The organism is Roseateles sp. GW821-FHT09G03 (assembly GCF_059416045.1).
In genome coordinates this window covers 622,133-638,737 of the sequence record NZ_JBWKOK010000003.1, presented here as the reverse complement: position 1 = coordinate 638,737, position 16,605 = coordinate 622,133, and the positions used below count along the sequence as shown (strand labels likewise).

The following is a 16,605-nucleotide window of genomic DNA, read 5'->3' as shown; positions in this document are numbered from 1 at the left end:
CACGGGCTTGACAGCCCGCGACGCGAAAAAGCAACGGCCGATCGGGAGATCGGCCGTTTTCCTTTGCCCTCGCCCGCTTGCGCGACATGCGTTCGACCGGAATGACCCTACTGAATTAGATAGCAAGCTAACTAATTAGAATCGCCGGCATGACGTCCTCGAACCCCAAGCCGCCCCGCGCCCTGACACGCACCGCCCGCGAAACGGCGCTGATGTCGATCGGCATGACGCTGCCCGTCTTGGAGCGCGCGTACCGCGCGCGAGCCAACCTCGCCATGGCGCATGTAGGCTTGTCGCAGGCGCTCGCCTGGCCGCTGGTGATGATCGGCCGCAGCGGCGACGGCTTGCGGCAAGGCGAGCTCGCGACGCTGCTGGGCATCGAGGGGCCGTCGCTGACGCGTTCGCTGGACCAGCTGATCACCGGCGGCTTCATCGAGCGCCATGAGGATCCCGGTGACCGCCGGGCCAAGACGCTGCACCTGACCGCGCCGGGCGCGGACGCCTGCGAGCAGATCGAGGACACGCTGCGCGACCTGCGCAACGCGCTCTACGAGGGCATCGCGGACGCCGACATCGAAGCCGCGCTGCGCGTCTTCGCCACGCTGTCCGAGCGCGTCGGCGCGCCGAAGGCGATCGTGCCGCCGCGGCGCAAGTGACGCCGCCATCGAAGCAGGTCCGTGGCATGAAGTTCCCCGCCCTCTCCTTCCCTTCGCTGCGTGTGCCGTCGCTGCGCCTGCCGAAGCTCCCGGTCGTGCTGCAGCCGCGTTTCACGCGCGCCGAATGGATCTTCTCGGTCAAGTCCTTCGCCGCCGCGATGCTGGCGGTGTGCCTGGCCAGCTGGGCCGGCCAGCCTCATCCCTTCTGGGCCATGATGACGGCCTACATCGTCGCCAACCCCATGGCGGGCGCCGTGCGGTCCAAGGCCGTCTTCCGCTTCTGCGGCACGCTGGTCGGGGGCACGGCAGCGGTGCTGCTGGTGCCGCGATTCGCCCATGCGCCGGAGCTGCTGAGCCTGGCGCTGGGACTGTGGGTCGCGGGCTGCCTGACCTTGTCGCTGCACGACCGCACACCGCGCGCCTACGCGTTCATGCTGGCGGGATACACGGCGGCGTTGATCGGATTCCCGTCGGTGGACGCACCGACGTCGATGTTCGACACCGCCGTCGCGCGTGTCGAGGAGATCGGCCTGGGCGTGCTCTCCGCCACACTGGTCCACAGCCTGGTCTGGCCCACCAGCCTGGCCACATCGGTCCTGGGACTGCTGGACCGCACGCTGGGCGACACGCGGAACTGGCTCACGGACATCGTCTCGCGTCGTGACGGCAAGGCGGACCGCCGCCGTGTCGCCAGCGACATCACGCAACTCCGGCTGCTGTCCACGCACATCCCCTTCGACACCGGCCACCTGCGCTGGACGGCGGAGGCCGTGCATGCAATGCAGGACCGCGTCGCCGCGTTGACGCCACTGCTGGGCAGCATCGAGGACCGCCTGCAGGCGCTGGAGGCGCATGGCGGCGTGCCGGAGGACGTGCGGGCCTTGCTCGACCGCCTCGGTCCTTGGTTGGCGTTGCCCGCCGACGATGCGCAGGCGCAACTGCCGGCGCTGCGCGCGCAACTCGCCGACTTGACGGGCGATGCGACGCGCGAAAGCCTGGCCGACGATCCCTGGGCCCGGCTGCTCCGTCTTGCGCTCGCCGAGCGGCTGTCCCAGTTGCTCGACGGCTGGCTGCACGGCCTGCAGCTGAGGGCCGACATCGATCGCGGCCTCGCGGGCAGCATGGTGCCCACGCGGACGTCGCCCGCACCGAGCGGCCCCAAGCTGCACGTGGACCTGGGCATGGCGCTGTGGTCTGGCGCGGCGGCGCTCATCGCGACCCTCGTCTGCTGCGCCTTCTGGATCCTCACCGGCTGGTCGTCGGGGTCGGGGGCCGCGCTGATGGCCGCGATCTTCTGCTGCTTCTACGCCTCGATGGACGACCCGGTGCCGGCCATCAACGGCTTCCTCACCTGGACCCTCTGGTCGATCCCGGTCGGCGCGTTCTTCGTGCTCGTCGTGCTGCCGCTGGTCCAGGACATGTGGACCCTGGCGGTGCTGTGCGCGCCGGTATTCCTGGTGGTCGGCGCCTTTCTCGGACGTCCATCGACCGTCGGGGCCGCGCTCCCCTTCCTGTTCGGCGTCATGGGCACGCTGGTGATGCACGACTCGGCGCAGGCCGACCTGACGAGCTTCGTGAACGGGACGCTGGCCCAGCTGGCCGGCGTCTTCGTGGCCTCGCGCGTGACACGGCTGATGCGCTCGGTCGGCGCGGACTGGAGCGCCCGCCGCATCCAGCGCGCGACTTGGCGTGAGCTCGACGACCTCGCCCGCCTGCCGCGTTCCGCGAGCCGCGCGCAGGCCTACCTGCTGCGCATGCTGGACCGCATCTCGCTGCTGGCGCCGCGCATCGCGCAGGCGGGTGGCTCGATCGCAGGCGTCCCGACCGACGACGCGTTGCATGACCTGCGCGTGGGTGCCGACCTCGTCGCACTCCAAGGCGCGCGCGGCCGGCTGCCCGGCGAGGCCACGCTGCCGCTGCAGCCTTTGCTGATGGCGATCGGGGACTGGCAGCGCGCGCGCATCGCTGGCAACCCCGACGCGATCGCCTCCCCGCCCGACCAGTTGCTGGAAGGACTGGACACGGCGCTCGCGCGCCTCATCGAGGTCTACCCCACGTCGCGGCCACTGCCTCCCGAGGCGATCCCCGCCGCCAGCGCGCTGATGGGCCTGCGCCGCACCCTGTTTCCTCAGGCGCCGGTACCGCGCCTGCCCGTCGAGGCACCGGATCGGTCTGATGAGATCGAGCTTTCTGAAGGGATCGCTCCATCGGACGGGATCGATACGAGCGACCCGATCGATCTGAACAAGGAGAACCCGGCATGACCGGCGCAGTGGATTTCTTCGGGCTCTACCTGCCCTGGCTGATGCCGCTCGCGGCGCTCGCGCTGCTGGCGCTGTCCGCCGTGCGGCGCCTGCTCGCGTGGGCCGGCGCGTATCGATGGATCTGGCACCCGGCCCTGTTCGACCTCGCGGTCTACGTGCTGCTGCTGTGGGGCCTGAGCGTCGCGTCGCTGCACATGCTTCATGGGCCGGGGTGACGGCGACCGTCATCACTCCCGCTGTGCACCAGCGACCGCCCCGCCTGTCCGAATCAACGAATGCCTCACTCCGGATGTCCGGCCCCGACGACATGAACACCTCCTCATTCCCCCTTCGCCGCGTGATCTCGACGGCCGTGACCCTCGCGGTGGTCGGCGGCGCCCTGTGGGCGGCCGGCAAGCTCTGGGACCGTTATGAGCTCCAGCCCTGGACACGCGACGGCCGCGTGCGCGCCAACGTCGTCCAGATCGCGCCGGACGTCTCTGGCCTGGTCACCGCCGTGCCGGTGCAGGACAACCAGCAGGTCGCCGCCGGCGCGCTGCTGTTCGAGGTCGACCGCGCGCGCTACGAGCTCGCGTTGCGGCAATCGCAGGCGCAGCTGGCGGCGCAGAAGGTCGCGCTGGCGCAGGCGCTGCGCGAGGCCGATCGCAACAAGGGACTCGGCTCGCTGGTCTCGCAGGAGGCGAGCGAGCAGACACGCAGCCGCGCCGATCAGGCGCGCGCCGCCGTCGCGCAGGCCGAGGTCGCCGTCGACAGCGCCCGGCTCAACCTGACGCGTGCCGAGATCCGCGCACCGTCCGCCGGCACGATCACGAACTTCGACCTGCGCCAGGGCGCCTACGCGACGGCGGGTCATGCGGTGCTCGCACTGGTCGACGCAGGCTCGCTCTACGTCGAAGGCTATTTCGAGGAAACCAAGCTGCCCCGCATCCACGTCGGCGACGCCGTCGAGGTCAAGCCGATGGGCGCGAGCCGCGCGCTGACGGGTCGCGTCGAGAGCCTGTCCGCCGGCATCGCCGACCGCGACCGCAGCACCAGCGCCAACCTGCTGCCCAGCGTCAACCCAACCTTCAACTGGGTGCGGCTGCCGCAGCGCGTGCCGGTGCGGGTGAAGCTCGATCCGCTGCCGGCGGGCGAGCGGCTCGTCGCGGGGCAGACGGTGACCGTGCAGGTCCTTGCCGGAGTGAAATCATGAGCCGCGCGATCAGACCCGTCCTGGCGCTCCTCGCGGCAGCGGCGCTCGCCGCCTGCTCGACAGCGCCGAAAGGCCCCGACTACAAGGTGCCGGCCGAGGCCGCCGTGCTGAAGCCGCGCGCGTCGGCGCCGTTGCTCGAGCAGCAGCGCGCCGCAGAAACGGCGCAAGCCGATCGGACGACGGCGCCCTTCGATGCCACGCCACTGCCGCCGCACTGGTGGCGCCTTTTCAACGATCCGAAGCTGGACGGACTGGTGGAGCAGGCCCTCGCGCGCAACACCGACCTGCGCCAGGCGGTCGCGAACCTCGAACGCGTCCAGGCCCTCGAATCCGAAGTCGCCGGCGGCGAGAAGCCGACCGTCAGCGTCAATGGCGGCCCGAGCTACGGGCACCCGTCGGGTCTGTCGATGCTGAAAAAGGACTACGTGCCGCCCGACACCTACCGCTACAGCGCCGGTGTGGGCCTGTCGTACCAGCTCGACCTGTTCGGTCAGATCCGCCGCGCGATCGAGTCTTCGCACGCGAGCACCGAGGCCGCCTCAGCCGCGCTCGACCTCGTCAAGGTGAACGTGGCGGCGGGCACGGCGCGCGCCTATGCGGAGGCCTGCGCGACGGGCCAGCGCCTCACGTCCGCGCAGCATTCGGTCGACCTGCAGCGCGAGGCGATCGACGTCACCGAGCGACTTCAACACGCCGGCCGCGTCGGCGAGATCGACGCGGCGCGCGCCCGCAGCCAGCTCCAGCAACTGCGGGCGGCGCTCCCGCCGTTGCTGGCGCAGCGGCAATCGGCGCTGTACCGCCTCGCGACGCTGACCGGCGAGTTGCCGGAGGACTTCCCGCGCGAGCTGGCCGACTGCCGTATCGCACCGCAGGTGGCGGGCACGATCCCGGTCGGCGACGGCGCCGCGCTGCTGCGCCGCCGTCCCGATATCCGGCAAGCCGAGCGCGAACTGCACGCGGCGACGGCGCGCATCGGGGTTGCGATCGCGGACCGTTATCCGAAGATCAGCCTGGGACTGTCGGCCGGCTCGACGGGCACGCTCGCGGGCTTCGGCAAGAGCGACACGCTGAGCTGGAGCCTCGGTCCGCTGATCTCGTGGACGCTGCCCAACAACGGCGTCGCCGACGCGCGGATCGCGCAGGCCGAAGCCGGCACGCGGCAGGCCGCGGCCCGCTTCGACGGCACGGTGCTGAACGCGCTGCGCGAGACCGAGACCGCCCTGAACCAGTACGCCCGCGAGCTGGATCGCCGCGCGGCGCTGCAGGCCTCACGTGATGAAGCCGCGATCGTCGCCGGACAGGCGCGGCGGCTGTACCAGGGCGGCAAGGTCGCCTATCTCGACGCGCTCGACGCCGAGCGCGCGCTCGCTGCCAGCGATGCCGCACTCGCCGCTTCCGAGGCCACGCTGATCGACGAGCAGGTCCAGTTGTTCCTTGCGCTGGGCGGGGGTTGGGAATCGAGCGGGGAACGACCGCAAGCGGCGACGCACGCCGCGCACTGACGCAAAAAAAGCGGCCCCTCGCGGGACCGCCTTTCTCTTGCTTCTACGGCTGCTGGCCCTCACTCCTGCCCCCTCCCACAAGCGGGAGAGGAAGCCAGAGCGGGAGCGTTCGCCCCTCCTCCTCGGCCGCCCCTCAGCGGCCGTGTTCCTGCATCAGGGATAGCTGATCGTCAGCTTGTAGGGCGAGGTCGTGCTAGCTCCCGTGTACGACATCACCTTGATGTAGACCGTCTGCGCGGTCGCGCCGTTCTGGTAGGTCAGCGACTCCGTGCTGCCGACCGCTTCCGAGCGCGCCAGGCCCGTGCCGGTGGACTTCACCACATACAGGTCGTAGTCGATGCTCGACGAGGTCGGGCCGGTCATGTCCACGCGAACGCGCTGGTTGGCGGCGAGCGTGACCTTGAAGAAGTCAATGTCGCTGGCGCTGCCGATGAAGCCGGTCAGCTGGTTGCGGCTGCCGACGGCGTTCGCGGCGGCGATCGTGTTGTTGGGCTCGACTTCGTCCGCCGCATCGACCACGTTGTTGACGGTGAAGCTCACCGGCGCCGAGGTCGTCGTGTTACCGGCCGCGTCGTAGGCCTTGGCCACGAGGCTGTGCGTGCCGTTGGTCAGCTGCGTCGAGTTGACGTCGATCGAGTACGGCGCGGTCGTGTCGATGTCGCGCAGCGCGCCGTCCAGCCAGAACTCGACCTGCGTCACGCCGACGTTGTCGCTGGCGGTGGCGGAGAACGAGATCGTGCCGGTCGTGCCGTTCACTGCGGCGGTCACCGAGGGCGGCGTCGTGTCGCCGCCGCTCACACCCTGGTTAACCCAGATCGGCGCGGACCACAGCACCTTGCCGTCGTCCTGCGTGACCTTGGCGTAGTAGAAGTGCTTGCCGTTGGCCGGCGTGATCGTCGCGGTCGGGTTGCTGCTCAGCAGGGTGACCGTGCCGTTGCGGCCGGGCACGCCTTCCCAGATCTCCGTCTGCACGACAGTGCGGCCGTTCGGGTTGAAGAACCCGACGTTCAGCGCCAGCGCGCCGGCGTTGTCGAAGCGCTCGCCCATGATCTTGCCGTTGGCGCTGAAGATCAGCTGCGAGTTCTTGTCCAGCGTCGCGAAGACGCGGCGCGCCTTCAGCGCGTCGACCAGCGAAGCCTTGCTCAGCGCCGTGCCCGTGGGGATCAGCACCGCGGTGCGGTTCGTGTAGGACTTGCCCCAGTTGGCGCAGTGGTTGTCCTGGTTGGTCGCCGGCGCCACGTGGAAACCGCGCTCCAGCAGCTTCTTCCACGAGCCCTCGTAGGAGCTGCGCGAGGTCTCGCTTTCCGTCGTGTTGGACGAGAACGCGGAGGTGTTCATCACCTCGGACATCACCATCACCTCGTCACCGTCGGCGCTGTAGGCCATGTCGGTGCCGTTGATGATGAACTGGCCGCTCGAGTCCGGATGGTTGAACTGACCGATCAGGCCCTGCGCGCGCATCACCGAGTACAGCGACGCGTAGTCGTTCTTGGCGATGTAGCGGTCGCCGAACAGTTCGTTCTGCGCGTTGTATTCCCACGAGAACAGCTCGTTGCTGTTGAAGATGTTCAGGTGGCCGCCGTTGTTGATCACGCCCCACTCCATGCCGTACACGGCCAGGAAGCCGGGGTTGGCCGCGGTGTAGTCGGTCGCGATCTGCAGGCCGCGCTGGTAGCGCGCCTTGGCCGCGGTGGCGCTGCCGCTGGTGTTGGTGCTCGACGAACCGTCGAAGTAGTGGTTGTGGTCGGTGTTGGCGAAGATGTCCAGGCCCGCGCCCTTGGCATACGGGAAGGCCGCGTCGGGACCGAAGGCGCCGGTCTGCGCCGGCTGCGACGAGCTGCAGCTGCCGATGGCGCCGCCGCCGTCGGAGTCGTTGGTCTGGCCGTGGAAGCTGCCGTAGTAGATCGTGTAGGGCCAGGAGCCCGCGCCGACCGCCGCCGACTGCGCGCGCACGCGCTGGTCGGCCTCGCCCGAGGCACCCGCGGCCAGCGGACGCAGCGTGCCCATCGCGATCTTGGCCGGCTTGCCGAGGGCGAAGCTCCAGCTCTGCTCGACCGCGTGGCCGTCCGCGCCGGCCTGCTGGGCGGCGAGGATCTCGGCGAACTGCGCGTCGCCGCCGCTGCTCTTCAGTTCGGCGTCGGCCTTGGCGCTGAGCGCGGTCAGCGTCGCGGTGTAGAGGCCGTCCGGCAGGCTCGCGTCACCGCGGCCGGCCCAGTTCAGCGCGACGGTCTTGACGTCGCCGGCGTACTTCTCGACGCCGCTCCAGCGCTTGACGACAGCACCGGCGGGCGAGCGCAGCTCGACGCGGTAGGCCAGCAGCGTGCCGGCGGGGGCGCCGACGTAGTCGAGGTGGACCGCGAACTCGCGCGCGCCGGTGGCTTCGGCGCCGGTGAACGGCACGTCGAGCGCGGCGTCGAACTCATGGTGATCGGGGTACTTCGCCGAGGGATCGGCGGTCAGCGCGGTCGCGCGGTCATCGGGCGTGGCCGCCTGCTGCTGCGTCTGCGACTTCTCGCCGTTGAGGCCGCCGCCACAGGCGGTCAACACGACGGCCATCGCGCTCAGCGTGGTGACGCGCAGCACGGCGCGTCCGGAAATGGGGAACAGGGTGCGGAAGTTCATGGGGTGTGCTCCTCGGCGTTGTTCAGGCTTGCTTGCGGCGGCGGATGCTCACGCCCATCGCGCCCAGCGCGACCAGGGTCAGCGCGATCGAAGCGGGCTCGGGCACTTCCGGCACTTCGACCTCGGGGATCAGCGAGCCGGCGAACTGCACCATGTCGTAGCGGATGGTGCCGGCGGTGCCGTAGTTGCCGCCGGTGCCGGCGTAGGCCTGCGTGCCAGGCGCGAACATGCTCACCAGTTGCACGGCGAAGTTGGCGTTGTTGTCGACGCCGGTGATGTCGCTGAAGTCGAAGCCCAGGCCCTTCACGAAGACGCTGTCGCGCAGCATGCGGAAGGTGGTGGCCTCGATCCAGTTCTCGCCGTCGAGGGTGTACAGCAGCGCGGTCCAGGCGGACGCGGTGGCGCTGTTGCGCTGGTCGAAGGTCAGGACGATGTCCTGGAAGCCGGTGGTGTCGATCGAGAACTGCACGCCGGTCGTGCGGTCGCCGGTGCCCTGGCTCGCGTAGCCGGCGGTATTGAGCGCCATGCTGCCGCCGGTGGTGTCCGACGAGCCGGACTGGCTGACGAAGGTCGTGGACACGCCGAGCGTGTCCAGGAACGCCCCGCCGTGGTCCGTGTAGGTGGGCTTGGTCGAATAGACCGGCTGGTTCTGGGCGTTGCGGCCGACTTCGTTGAAGCCCCACAGCGCCACCGTGTCGGCGTGTGCCAGACCGGTCAGCAGGAGACCTGCGGCGAGCAGGATGGATTTGAATTTCATGGCGACCCCTCGGACTGTCAAATCGTTGAACCAAAAGTTTGCGCAAACGTTTACGGCAAAACTTTGTCAGCAAATGTGTGATGTTGTGCGCTTGACTTCACGCACGAAAAGGAACGGGCGGAGCGTAGGGTCGCTTCGTGACAAGCAGGTTGCGGGGAACCCCGAAGGCGGGAATGCCGCACCCCGCGTTTGAGGGGGAAGGCCGCACGATGGGGGTGCAGGTTCGGGCGGAAGAAGCGCTGTCGGTGCGTCCCGCACCGGGCTGGATCTCCGTGTTGTGGCCGGGATAACGAGCCGTAGGACCAGACCACCAACGAAACCCTCCTCCGTCCGACGGCCCTCTGCCGTGGCCCCGCCGAATACTGTCCCCACCGCCACCCGAGAGGCCGCCGATGACCGTGATCCGCAAGGGCCAGCAGCCCGCGGAGCTGACCCGCGAGCAGTTCCACGAGCGCTTCATGCGCCGCTTCCAGGACCCGGCCTATCGCGCCGAGCACGAGGCCATCGCTCGTCTGGAGACCATTGCCTTCGATGCGATGAAGGAAGGCCGCAAGTCGCCCATCACCCGCCCTGCGGGCAACGGCTTCAAGGACCCGTCGTACGAGACTTCGGTCGAGTGGCTGGACGCCCATCAGCGCCTCAAGACGGCCCAGCAGCGCTGGAGCGATCCCGCGACCCGTTCGCGGGTGCTGCTCGTCTGCGGCAGCGACCGCAACGACGGCACCTGTCCGGGAGAGATGTCCAAGACCTGGCGCATGACCCAGATCGCCAAGGAACAGCTCACCCGCCACGACGTGATCGTCGACGTGCTCGATCTGAGCTTGATCACCTCGGAATACGGCCGGCAGATCCACCCCTGCAAGGGCTGCGTGTCGACCGCGATGCCGCTCTGCCACTGGCCCTGCAGCTGCTATCCGAATCACGCGCTCGACCAGTCCAGCGACTGGATGAACGAGATCTACGAGCGCTGGGTCTCTGCGCATGGCGTGATCCTGCTGACACCGACCTACTGGTACCAGTCGCCCAGCGCCTTGAAGCTGATGATCGATCGTCTCGTCTGTGCCGACGGCGGCAATCCCGATCCGACCTCGACCCACGGCAAGAAGGTCGAGGAGGCCAAGACCATCGAGGAGAACGGCTGGGACTATCCCAAACACCTCGAGGGTCGCGCCTACGGCCTGGTGGTCCATGGCGACGTGGCCGGCGTCGAGGCGCAACGCCGCAACCTCGGCGACTGGCTGGACTGGATGGGTCTGGTCGACGCCGGCAACCTCTCCCGGCTCGATCGCTACATCGGCTACTTCGAGCCCTACTTCAACAGCCATGAGGCGCTGGACCGCGACGAGGCCCTGCAGAACGAGGTCCGCCTCGTGGCCGACCTTGTCGGCGACGCGGTCAAGCAGTTGCGGGAGGGAAAGCTGCCCCGTTCCAATCGCAAGGCCGTCCGCCCGAAGTGACGACGGCCTCGCCATTCCGTACGACCTCCCCTCGACTCATCGATTCAAGGAGCACTCCGATGGCCCACTCCCCTTCCCGTTCGACGCATCAGTTCCGCCCCGAACTGCCGGCCGACACGCCGCCGTTCCCGACCTCCGATACCGACATCGACGCCGACGACCTCGACAGCGTCTACGGCCAGCTCGTGAAGGGCGTCGGCCATGAGTTCGTCACCGACGGGAACGTCGACGAACTCGCCCGCCGCGCCGAACAGGACGGCCATCCGATCCTCGCGACCGAACTCCGGGAGTGGAAGGCGCCTTGCTGACGCCGTCCCGCTGATGTCCGCGCCCCAATGAGCCAGGGCCCCTCTCGGGGCCCTGTTTCTTCGCGCGTGCGGGTCAGGTGTTGCCGTCGCTCAGCACTTGATGCCGGCGTGCAGCGCGACGACGCCGCCGGTCAGGTTGTGCACGTCCACGTGGCCGAAGCCCGCCGTCTTCATCATGGCCTTGAGCTCGGCCTGCGGCGGGTGCATGCGGATCGACTCCGCCAGGTAGCGGTAGCTGTCCGCGTCGCCGGCGATCAGCGAGCCGATGCGCGGCAGGATCTTGAAGGAGTACCAGTCGTAGGGCTTGCGCAGCGGCTCCGCGACCTGCGAGAACTCCAGCACCAGCAGCCGGCCGCCCGGGCGCAGCACGCGGTTCATCTCGGCCAGCGCCTGGTCCTTGTGCGTCATGTTGCGCAGGCCGAAGGCCACGCACACGAGGTCGAACGAGCCGTCCTTGTAAGGCAGCGCCTCAGCGTCGCAGAGGTTGGTCGGCAGGACCATGCCCTCGTCGATCAGACGCTCTCGGCCGGTGCGCAGCATGGCCTCGTTGATGTCGGTGTGCACGACCATGCCGCGCTCGCCGACCTTCTTCGCGAACAGGCGCGCCATGTCGCCGGTGCCGCCGGCGATGTCCAGCACGCGGTCGCCCGGTTTCAGGTTGGCCACCGCCAGCGTGTACTGCTTCCAGGCGCGGTGCATCCCCATCGACATCAGGTCGTTCATGATGTCGTAGCGCGCGGCGACCGAGTCGAACACGCCGCGCACGCGCTTGGCCTTGGCGGTTTCGTCGACGGATTCGAAGCCGAAATGGGTGGAGCTCATGAGGGGGTCCTGCTGAATGGGGGAGCGTCGGTGGCGACGGCCATGCGGGCGCGAGCGGTCAATGGCTGCTGCAGCTGCCGCCGCCATGCGAGTGGCCGCCTGCGCCCTTCGCCATCGGCGCGTCGCGGTCCAGGCCCGCAGCGGCCAGCTTCTCTTCGTAATCGCGCATCAGCGCGTCCTGGTCCCTGCCCAGCTCGTACAGATAGGCCCAGGTGAACAGGCCGCTCTCGTGACCGTCGGAGAAGGTCGGCTTCAACGCGTAGTGGCCGACCTGCTCGACCGCCACGATGGTCACGTCGCGCTTGCCGGTCTGCAGCGTCTCCTGGCCGGGACCGTGTCCCTGCACTTCCGCCGACGGGCTGCGCACGCGCATCAGCTCGAACGGGATGCGGAAACGCGCGCCATCCGTGAAGGCGAGCTCCAGCACCCTGGACTGCTGGTGCACGACGATGTCGGTGGGGAGCGGCGAATTGGGGGCGAGACCGGCCATGAAACCGCGCGGGGAACGCGTGGGAAATTGAGGGTGGCAGTGTAGCGGGCCGCTCCGGCGGGCGACGCCGGCGCGGCTTTCGCCAGGACAGACAAAAAAATCCCGCCAGCTTTCACTGGCGGGATTCAACGGGAGCCCCGTTCGGGCCCGAGGCACCCGGCTTACCAAACGAGGAGAGTGGCAAGTCCTGGCGAGCGCATTACCAGCTCAGGTTCAGCGTGTACGTACCGCTGGTGCCCGAGTAATAGAGCGCCCGCACGTACACGACGACTGCGGACGATCCGCTGTTCGTGTACGTGAAGCTGTCGACGGCGCCGGCGCCGTTCTCGCTGGCCCTGAGCTGCGTGCCGCTGCTGTTCTGCAGGTACAGGTCGAAGTCCTTGCCGGCGGCCGGGGTCAGGCTCGCGCTCAGCGTCTTGCCCGCGGGCAGCGTGACCTTGAAGTAGTCGTTGGTGTCGGACGTCGACAGGCTGCCCGTCACCTTGACCGGCGCGCTGATCGTCTGCGGCGCGGTGCGGCTGTTGTTCGGCTCGACCTCCGGGATCGTGCCGCCGCCACCGCCGCCGCCCTTGATCGCGGTGATCGCGGCGTTGGCGTCCAGGATGCCCGAGCCGCACTGGCTGCAGGTGCCGGGGAAGGCCCGGGCGCTGCTCTTGAGCGCGGCCGTGATCTCGTCCGGCGTGGCCGTCGGCTTGGCGCTGTACAGCAGCGCGGCGACGCCCGCCACGTGCGGCGTGGCCATCGACGTGCCCTGGTAATACGCGTAGCTGTCGGCGCCCGGCGTGCTGGTGCCGGCGTTCAAGGTCGACAGGATGCCGTTGCTGGCGCTGGAGCGCACGTCGCCCCCCGGCGCCGCCAGGGTCACGATCGAACCGTAGTTCGAGTAGTAGGCCCGCGAGCCGTTGCGGTCCGTCGCCGCGACCACCACCACGCCCGAGCAGTTCGCCGGGCTGGAGTTGGAGGCGTTCTGGTTCTCGTTGCCCGCCGCGACGATGATGCTGGCGCCGCGCGAGCGGGCGCCGTTGATCGCCGTCTGTGTCGTGGTGTCGCACGCGCCGCCGCCGCCCAGCGACAGGTTCAGCACCTTGGCCGGCGTCGTGTTGGCCGGCAGACCCGACACGGAGCCGCCCGACGCCCAGGTCATGCCGTCGGCGATGTCGGAGGTGTAGCCGCCGCACTTGCCCAGCACGCGGATCGGCTGGACCTTGGCGTTGAAGGCGATGCCCGCCACGCCCAGGCTGTTGTTGGTCTTGGCCGCGATCGTGCCGGCCACGTGCGTGCCGTGCCAGCTCGAGGTGGAGGCCGGGTCGCCGGCCTGGCATTCGTTGGCGGCGTTGAAATCGCCAGGATCGCTCGGGTCGCTGTCACGGCCGTTGCCGTCCACGGACACCGTGGTGTCCACGATCATGTCGTAGCCCGCGACGATCTGGCCCGACAGGTCCGCATGCGGACGGTAGCCGGTGTCGATCACCGCCACCACCACGCCCGTGCCGGTCGCCTGGTCCCAGGCCTGCGGCGCGCGGATGCCGCCGGCGGTCTCGGACAGGTCCCACTGCTGGCCGTAGCTGCTGTCGTTGGGCACCATCAGCGCGTGCATCTTGCGGTCGGGCTCGACGTACTCGACGTTGGCGTCCTGGGCCTTGATCCGGTCGCCCAGCTCGCGCAGGTCCTGCAGGTTCAGCCGGCGGTCCAGCTTGAACACGTGGGCGCCGGTGCCCATCTGGCGCACCAGCGACAGGCGGGTGCCCAGCGGGGCGGCCAGCTGCTGCAGGCGCTCGGTACGGGCGCCGATGGCGTCGCTCGCCACCGATTGCGCCTGGATGGCGGCGCCCAGGCGCCCTTGCACGACGGTGCTGCCGTCCTTGTATTTCACGATCAGACGATCGGTCTGTTCGCTCAGTTGCCGCGGGGCCTTGTCGATGTCCACCGACGACACGCCAGCCTGGGCAGCGCCCATCGTGACGAGACCCACAGCCAGCGCGAGGCTGAGCTTGTTCAATCGCAACATGCTTGTCATCTCCAGAGTTCCTCGATCGACGCCGGGTTCACCGGCGCCAGCAAAGCCCCGACACCCTGGCGCGTTGACACCTCTGGTGGGGCACGCCATCCGACCCAACTCGATTGGCGTGCGACGCAGTGTAGGAAGACAGTCGGGCGACAAACGACCCACCTGAAAGGGTTAACAGGAAGGAATACCCCTATAACCTTTTTGTGTCAAAACGCAGACTTTGATCCGCCAATCGCCCCTTTCTTACGGCTAACGCGCTGATTCGTAAGGTTTGCGCGGAGTTTGCGAGCCCGCGCGAACGGCGTGCCCGGGGTGCCGGAAGCCATGCGCGGGACGCCTCGGATGGCGGGGTCGGAGGGGCTCGATTAGCCTGTGCGCCTTGTCGTTTTCACCACACATCGGTGACAAATAACCATGTTTCCACTACGCCTGATTGCCGCCGCGGCAGCTTCCACCCTGGCCCTGTCCGTGGTTCCGGCCCGCGCGCTGGACGTCGCGAGCTTCTCGCCCGACGTCCAGCCTTGTGCTGACTTCTATGAGTACGTGAACGGCCCGTGGGTCGCCCGCACGGAACTGCCGGCCGACCGCACCCGCATCGGCAGCTTCGACGCGCTGCGCGTGGCCAACGACCGGCTGCTGGGCGACGCGTTGGCGGAACTGCTGGCCAAGCCGGCGCTGCAGAAGTCGCCGGGCCTGAAGCAGGTCGCCGCCTACTACGCCAGCGGCATGGACCGGGCGGCCATCGAGGCGCAGGGCCTCAAGCCGGTCAAGCCGCTGCTGGACCGCGTCGCATCGATGAAGTCGGCGGAGGACCTGCCCTTCGCGCTGGCGCAGTTGGGCCGCGTCGGCATCGCGGCGCCGGTGGGCGCGTCCGTGCGCGCCGACGTCAAGAACACCCGCGTGAACGTACTCACGCTGGGCCAGTCGGGCCTGGGCCTGCCGGACCGCGACGACTACTTCAAGGACACCGACATCGCCAAGAAGCTGCGCGCGGCCTACCGGCTGTATGCGCAGCGACTGCTGTCGTCGGCGGGGTTCGACGCCACGCCGGCGGCGATCGACGCCTTGATGGCCTTCGAATCCCAGTTGGCCGATGCGACGACGCCGCGCGCGCAGCTGCGCGATCCCCTCAAGGTCTACAACCCGATGACCACGCCCGAGCTCAATGGCAAGGCGCCGGGGCTGGCCTGGGACGGTTATCTGAAGGCGCTGACGCGCAGCGACACGCGCGCCGGCGGTGTCGAGCGGCTGATCGTCGCGCAGCCCGACTTCCTGACGCGCGTGGCGCAGATGGCCGAGAAGGTCCCGCTCGCCACCTGGCAGACCTACCTCCGGGTGCGGGTGCTGGAGAACAGCGCCGCCCGCCTGCCGAAGGCGTACGCCGAGGCGGACTTCGACTACCGCGGCGTGGCCATCACCGGGCTGGAGCAGCCGATGCCGCGCAACGAGGAAGTCATCCAGCTGATCGGCGGCCGCACCGGCGGCAGCCCGCTGGGACTGGCGCTGGGCGAGCTGTTCGTGTCCAAGGCCTTCTCGCCGGAAGCGCAGCGCCGCGCGACGCTGCTGATCGGCGACGTCAAGGCCGCGATGAAGACACGCATCCAGAACCTGGCGTGGATGAATCCCGAGACCAAGGTCAAGGCGCTGGAGAAGCTCGAGGCGATGCAGCCCAAGATCGGCGCACCCGAGACCTGGCCGAAGTACGAGGGCATGACGCTGGATCCGAAGGACTTCGCCGGCAACCAGCTGCGCGCCGCGGCCTGGTTCCACGGCGAGCAGATCAAGGATCTGGATCGCCCGAGCGACCGTACGCGCTGGACCATGTCGCCCTACATCGTGAACGCGCAGGCGGGCGGTCTCAACGAGATCACCTTCCCGGCCGGCATCCTGCAGCCGCCCTTCTTCGACGCGAAGGCCGACGACGCCGTCAACTACGGCGGCATCGGCATGGTGATCGGGCACGAGATCGTCCATCACTTCGACGACCGTGGCCGGCAGTTCGACAGCATCGGCAGCCTCAACGACTGGTGGACCGCCTCCGACGCCGAGAACTACAAGGCGCGCGCCGACCGCGTGGTCGCGCTCTACGAGAGCTACGAGCCGGTCAAGGGCACGCACATCAACGGTCGACTGACGCTGGGCGAGAACATCTCCGACATGGCCGGCATGCCCATCGCCTTCGACGCGCTGCAGAACGCGCTGCGCCGCACCGGGAAGACCGACAAGATCGACGGCTTCACGCCCGAGCAGCGCTTCTTCCTCTCCAACGCCATGGTCTGGAGGAACAAGTCGCGTGAAGCAGCGCTGCTGAACCAGCTGCGCACCGACCCGCATTCGCCGGGCAAGTTCCGCGTGCTGGCGCCGATGTCCAACATGCCGGAGTTCGCCAAGGCCTTCAGCTGCAAGGGCGGCGACGCGATGGTGGCGGCGGATCCGATCAAGGTCTGGTGACGCGCTGAACCTGCCGCGGCGAGGCCCTGACGCGGGCCTTGTCGCGGCCTCCGGGGCCTGCCCGCCGTGAGGCGCG

At 68.9% G+C, this 16,605-nt stretch carries 13 protein-coding genes; 8 read left to right on the top strand and 5 right to left on the bottom strand.

From position 1 onward, the window contains the following. Positions 1 to 149 precede the first annotated feature (149 nt). From AC07OZ_RS15055 to AC07OZ_RS15035, 5 genes are all read left to right on the top strand, one after another. The gene (locus AC07OZ_RS15055; RefSeq protein WP_495467900.1) at positions 150 to 656 is read left to right on the top strand and encodes a MarR family winged helix-turn-helix transcriptional regulator; all 507 of its coding nucleotides are present in this window, start codon (positions 150 to 152) and stop codon (positions 654 to 656) included. Positions 657 to 682: 26 nt separating this feature from the next. Continuing rightward, positions 683 to 2,920, top strand: a complete 2,238-nt coding sequence (locus AC07OZ_RS15050) for an FUSC family protein (protein WP_495467899.1) — start codon at positions 683 to 685, stop codon at positions 2,918 to 2,920. Next, positions 2,917 to 3,135, top strand: a complete 219-nt coding sequence (locus tag AC07OZ_RS15045) for a DUF1656 domain-containing protein (RefSeq protein ID WP_495467898.1) — start codon at positions 2,917 to 2,919, stop codon at positions 3,133 to 3,135. Before AC07OZ_RS15050 ends, AC07OZ_RS15045 begins: the two co-directional genes overlap by 4 nt. Before the next feature lie 92 nt (positions 3,136 to 3,227). Then, the gene (locus tag AC07OZ_RS15040) at positions 3,228 to 4,112 is read left to right on the top strand and encodes an efflux RND transporter periplasmic adaptor subunit (protein ID WP_495467897.1); all 885 of its coding nucleotides are present in this window, start codon (positions 3,228 to 3,230) and stop codon (positions 4,110 to 4,112) included. Continuing rightward, complete coding sequence (locus AC07OZ_RS15035; protein WP_495467896.1) at positions 4,109 to 5,614, top strand: TolC family protein; 1,506 nt, start codon at positions 4,109 to 4,111, stop codon at positions 5,612 to 5,614. The genes AC07OZ_RS15040 and AC07OZ_RS15035 overlap by 4 nt, the downstream gene beginning before the upstream one ends. A gap of 153 nt (positions 5,615 to 5,767) precedes the next feature. On the opposite strand, the gene AC07OZ_RS15030 is transcribed toward AC07OZ_RS15035, so the two are convergent. Next, positions 5,768 to 8,236, bottom strand: a complete 2,469-nt coding sequence (locus tag AC07OZ_RS15030) for a CehA/McbA family metallohydrolase (RefSeq protein ID WP_495467895.1) — start codon at positions 8,234 to 8,236, stop codon at positions 5,768 to 5,770. Positions 8,237 to 8,258: 22 nt separating this feature from the next. Further along, on the bottom strand, positions 8,259 to 8,993 hold the full coding sequence (locus AC07OZ_RS15025; protein ID WP_495467894.1) for a PEP-CTERM sorting domain-containing protein: 735 nt from the start codon (positions 8,991 to 8,993) through the stop codon (positions 8,259 to 8,261). A 392-nt stretch (positions 8,994 to 9,385) separates the two neighbouring features. Between AC07OZ_RS15025 and AC07OZ_RS15020 the strand changes: the two genes are divergently transcribed. Together AC07OZ_RS15020 and AC07OZ_RS15015 are read left to right on the top strand one after the other, a co-directional pair. Further along, the gene (locus AC07OZ_RS15020; RefSeq protein ID WP_495467893.1) at positions 9,386 to 10,450 is read left to right on the top strand and encodes a flavodoxin family protein; all 1,065 of its coding nucleotides are present in this window, start codon (positions 9,386 to 9,388) and stop codon (positions 10,448 to 10,450) included. Between the two features lie 59 nt (positions 10,451 to 10,509). Then, positions 10,510 to 10,758, top strand: a complete 249-nt coding sequence (locus tag AC07OZ_RS15015; protein ID WP_495467892.1) for a hypothetical protein — start codon at positions 10,510 to 10,512, stop codon at positions 10,756 to 10,758. A 90-nt stretch (positions 10,759 to 10,848) separates the two neighbouring features. Here AC07OZ_RS15015 and ubiE read toward each other — a convergent pair whose 3' ends face one another. The 3 genes from ubiE to AC07OZ_RS15000 form a co-directional block, all read right to left on the bottom strand. Continuing rightward, positions 10,849 to 11,580, bottom strand: a complete 732-nt coding sequence (gene ubiE, locus AC07OZ_RS15010) for a bifunctional demethylmenaquinone methyltransferase/2-methoxy-6-polyprenyl-1,4-benzoquinol methylase UbiE (protein WP_495467891.1) — start codon at positions 11,578 to 11,580, stop codon at positions 10,849 to 10,851. Positions 11,581 to 11,638: 58 nt separating this feature from the next. Continuing rightward, entirely contained in the window at positions 11,639 to 12,070 is a 432-nt protein-coding gene (locus tag AC07OZ_RS15005) for a gamma-butyrobetaine hydroxylase family protein (protein ID WP_495467890.1), read from the bottom strand. A gap of 199 nt (positions 12,071 to 12,269) precedes the next feature. Then, positions 12,270 to 14,078 (bottom strand): S8 family peptidase, encoded by a 1,809-nt coding sequence (locus AC07OZ_RS15000; protein ID WP_495467889.1) that lies wholly within the window; start codon positions 14,076 to 14,078, stop codon positions 12,270 to 12,272. A gap of 414 nt (positions 14,079 to 14,492) precedes the next feature. On the opposite strand from AC07OZ_RS15000, the gene AC07OZ_RS14995 reads away from it, so the two are divergent. Continuing rightward, positions 14,493 to 16,529, top strand: coding sequence for a M13 family metallopeptidase (locus tag AC07OZ_RS14995; protein ID WP_495467888.1), 2,037 nt, complete (start codon positions 14,493 to 14,495; stop codon positions 16,527 to 16,529). Positions 16,530 to 16,605 lie beyond the last annotated feature (76 nt).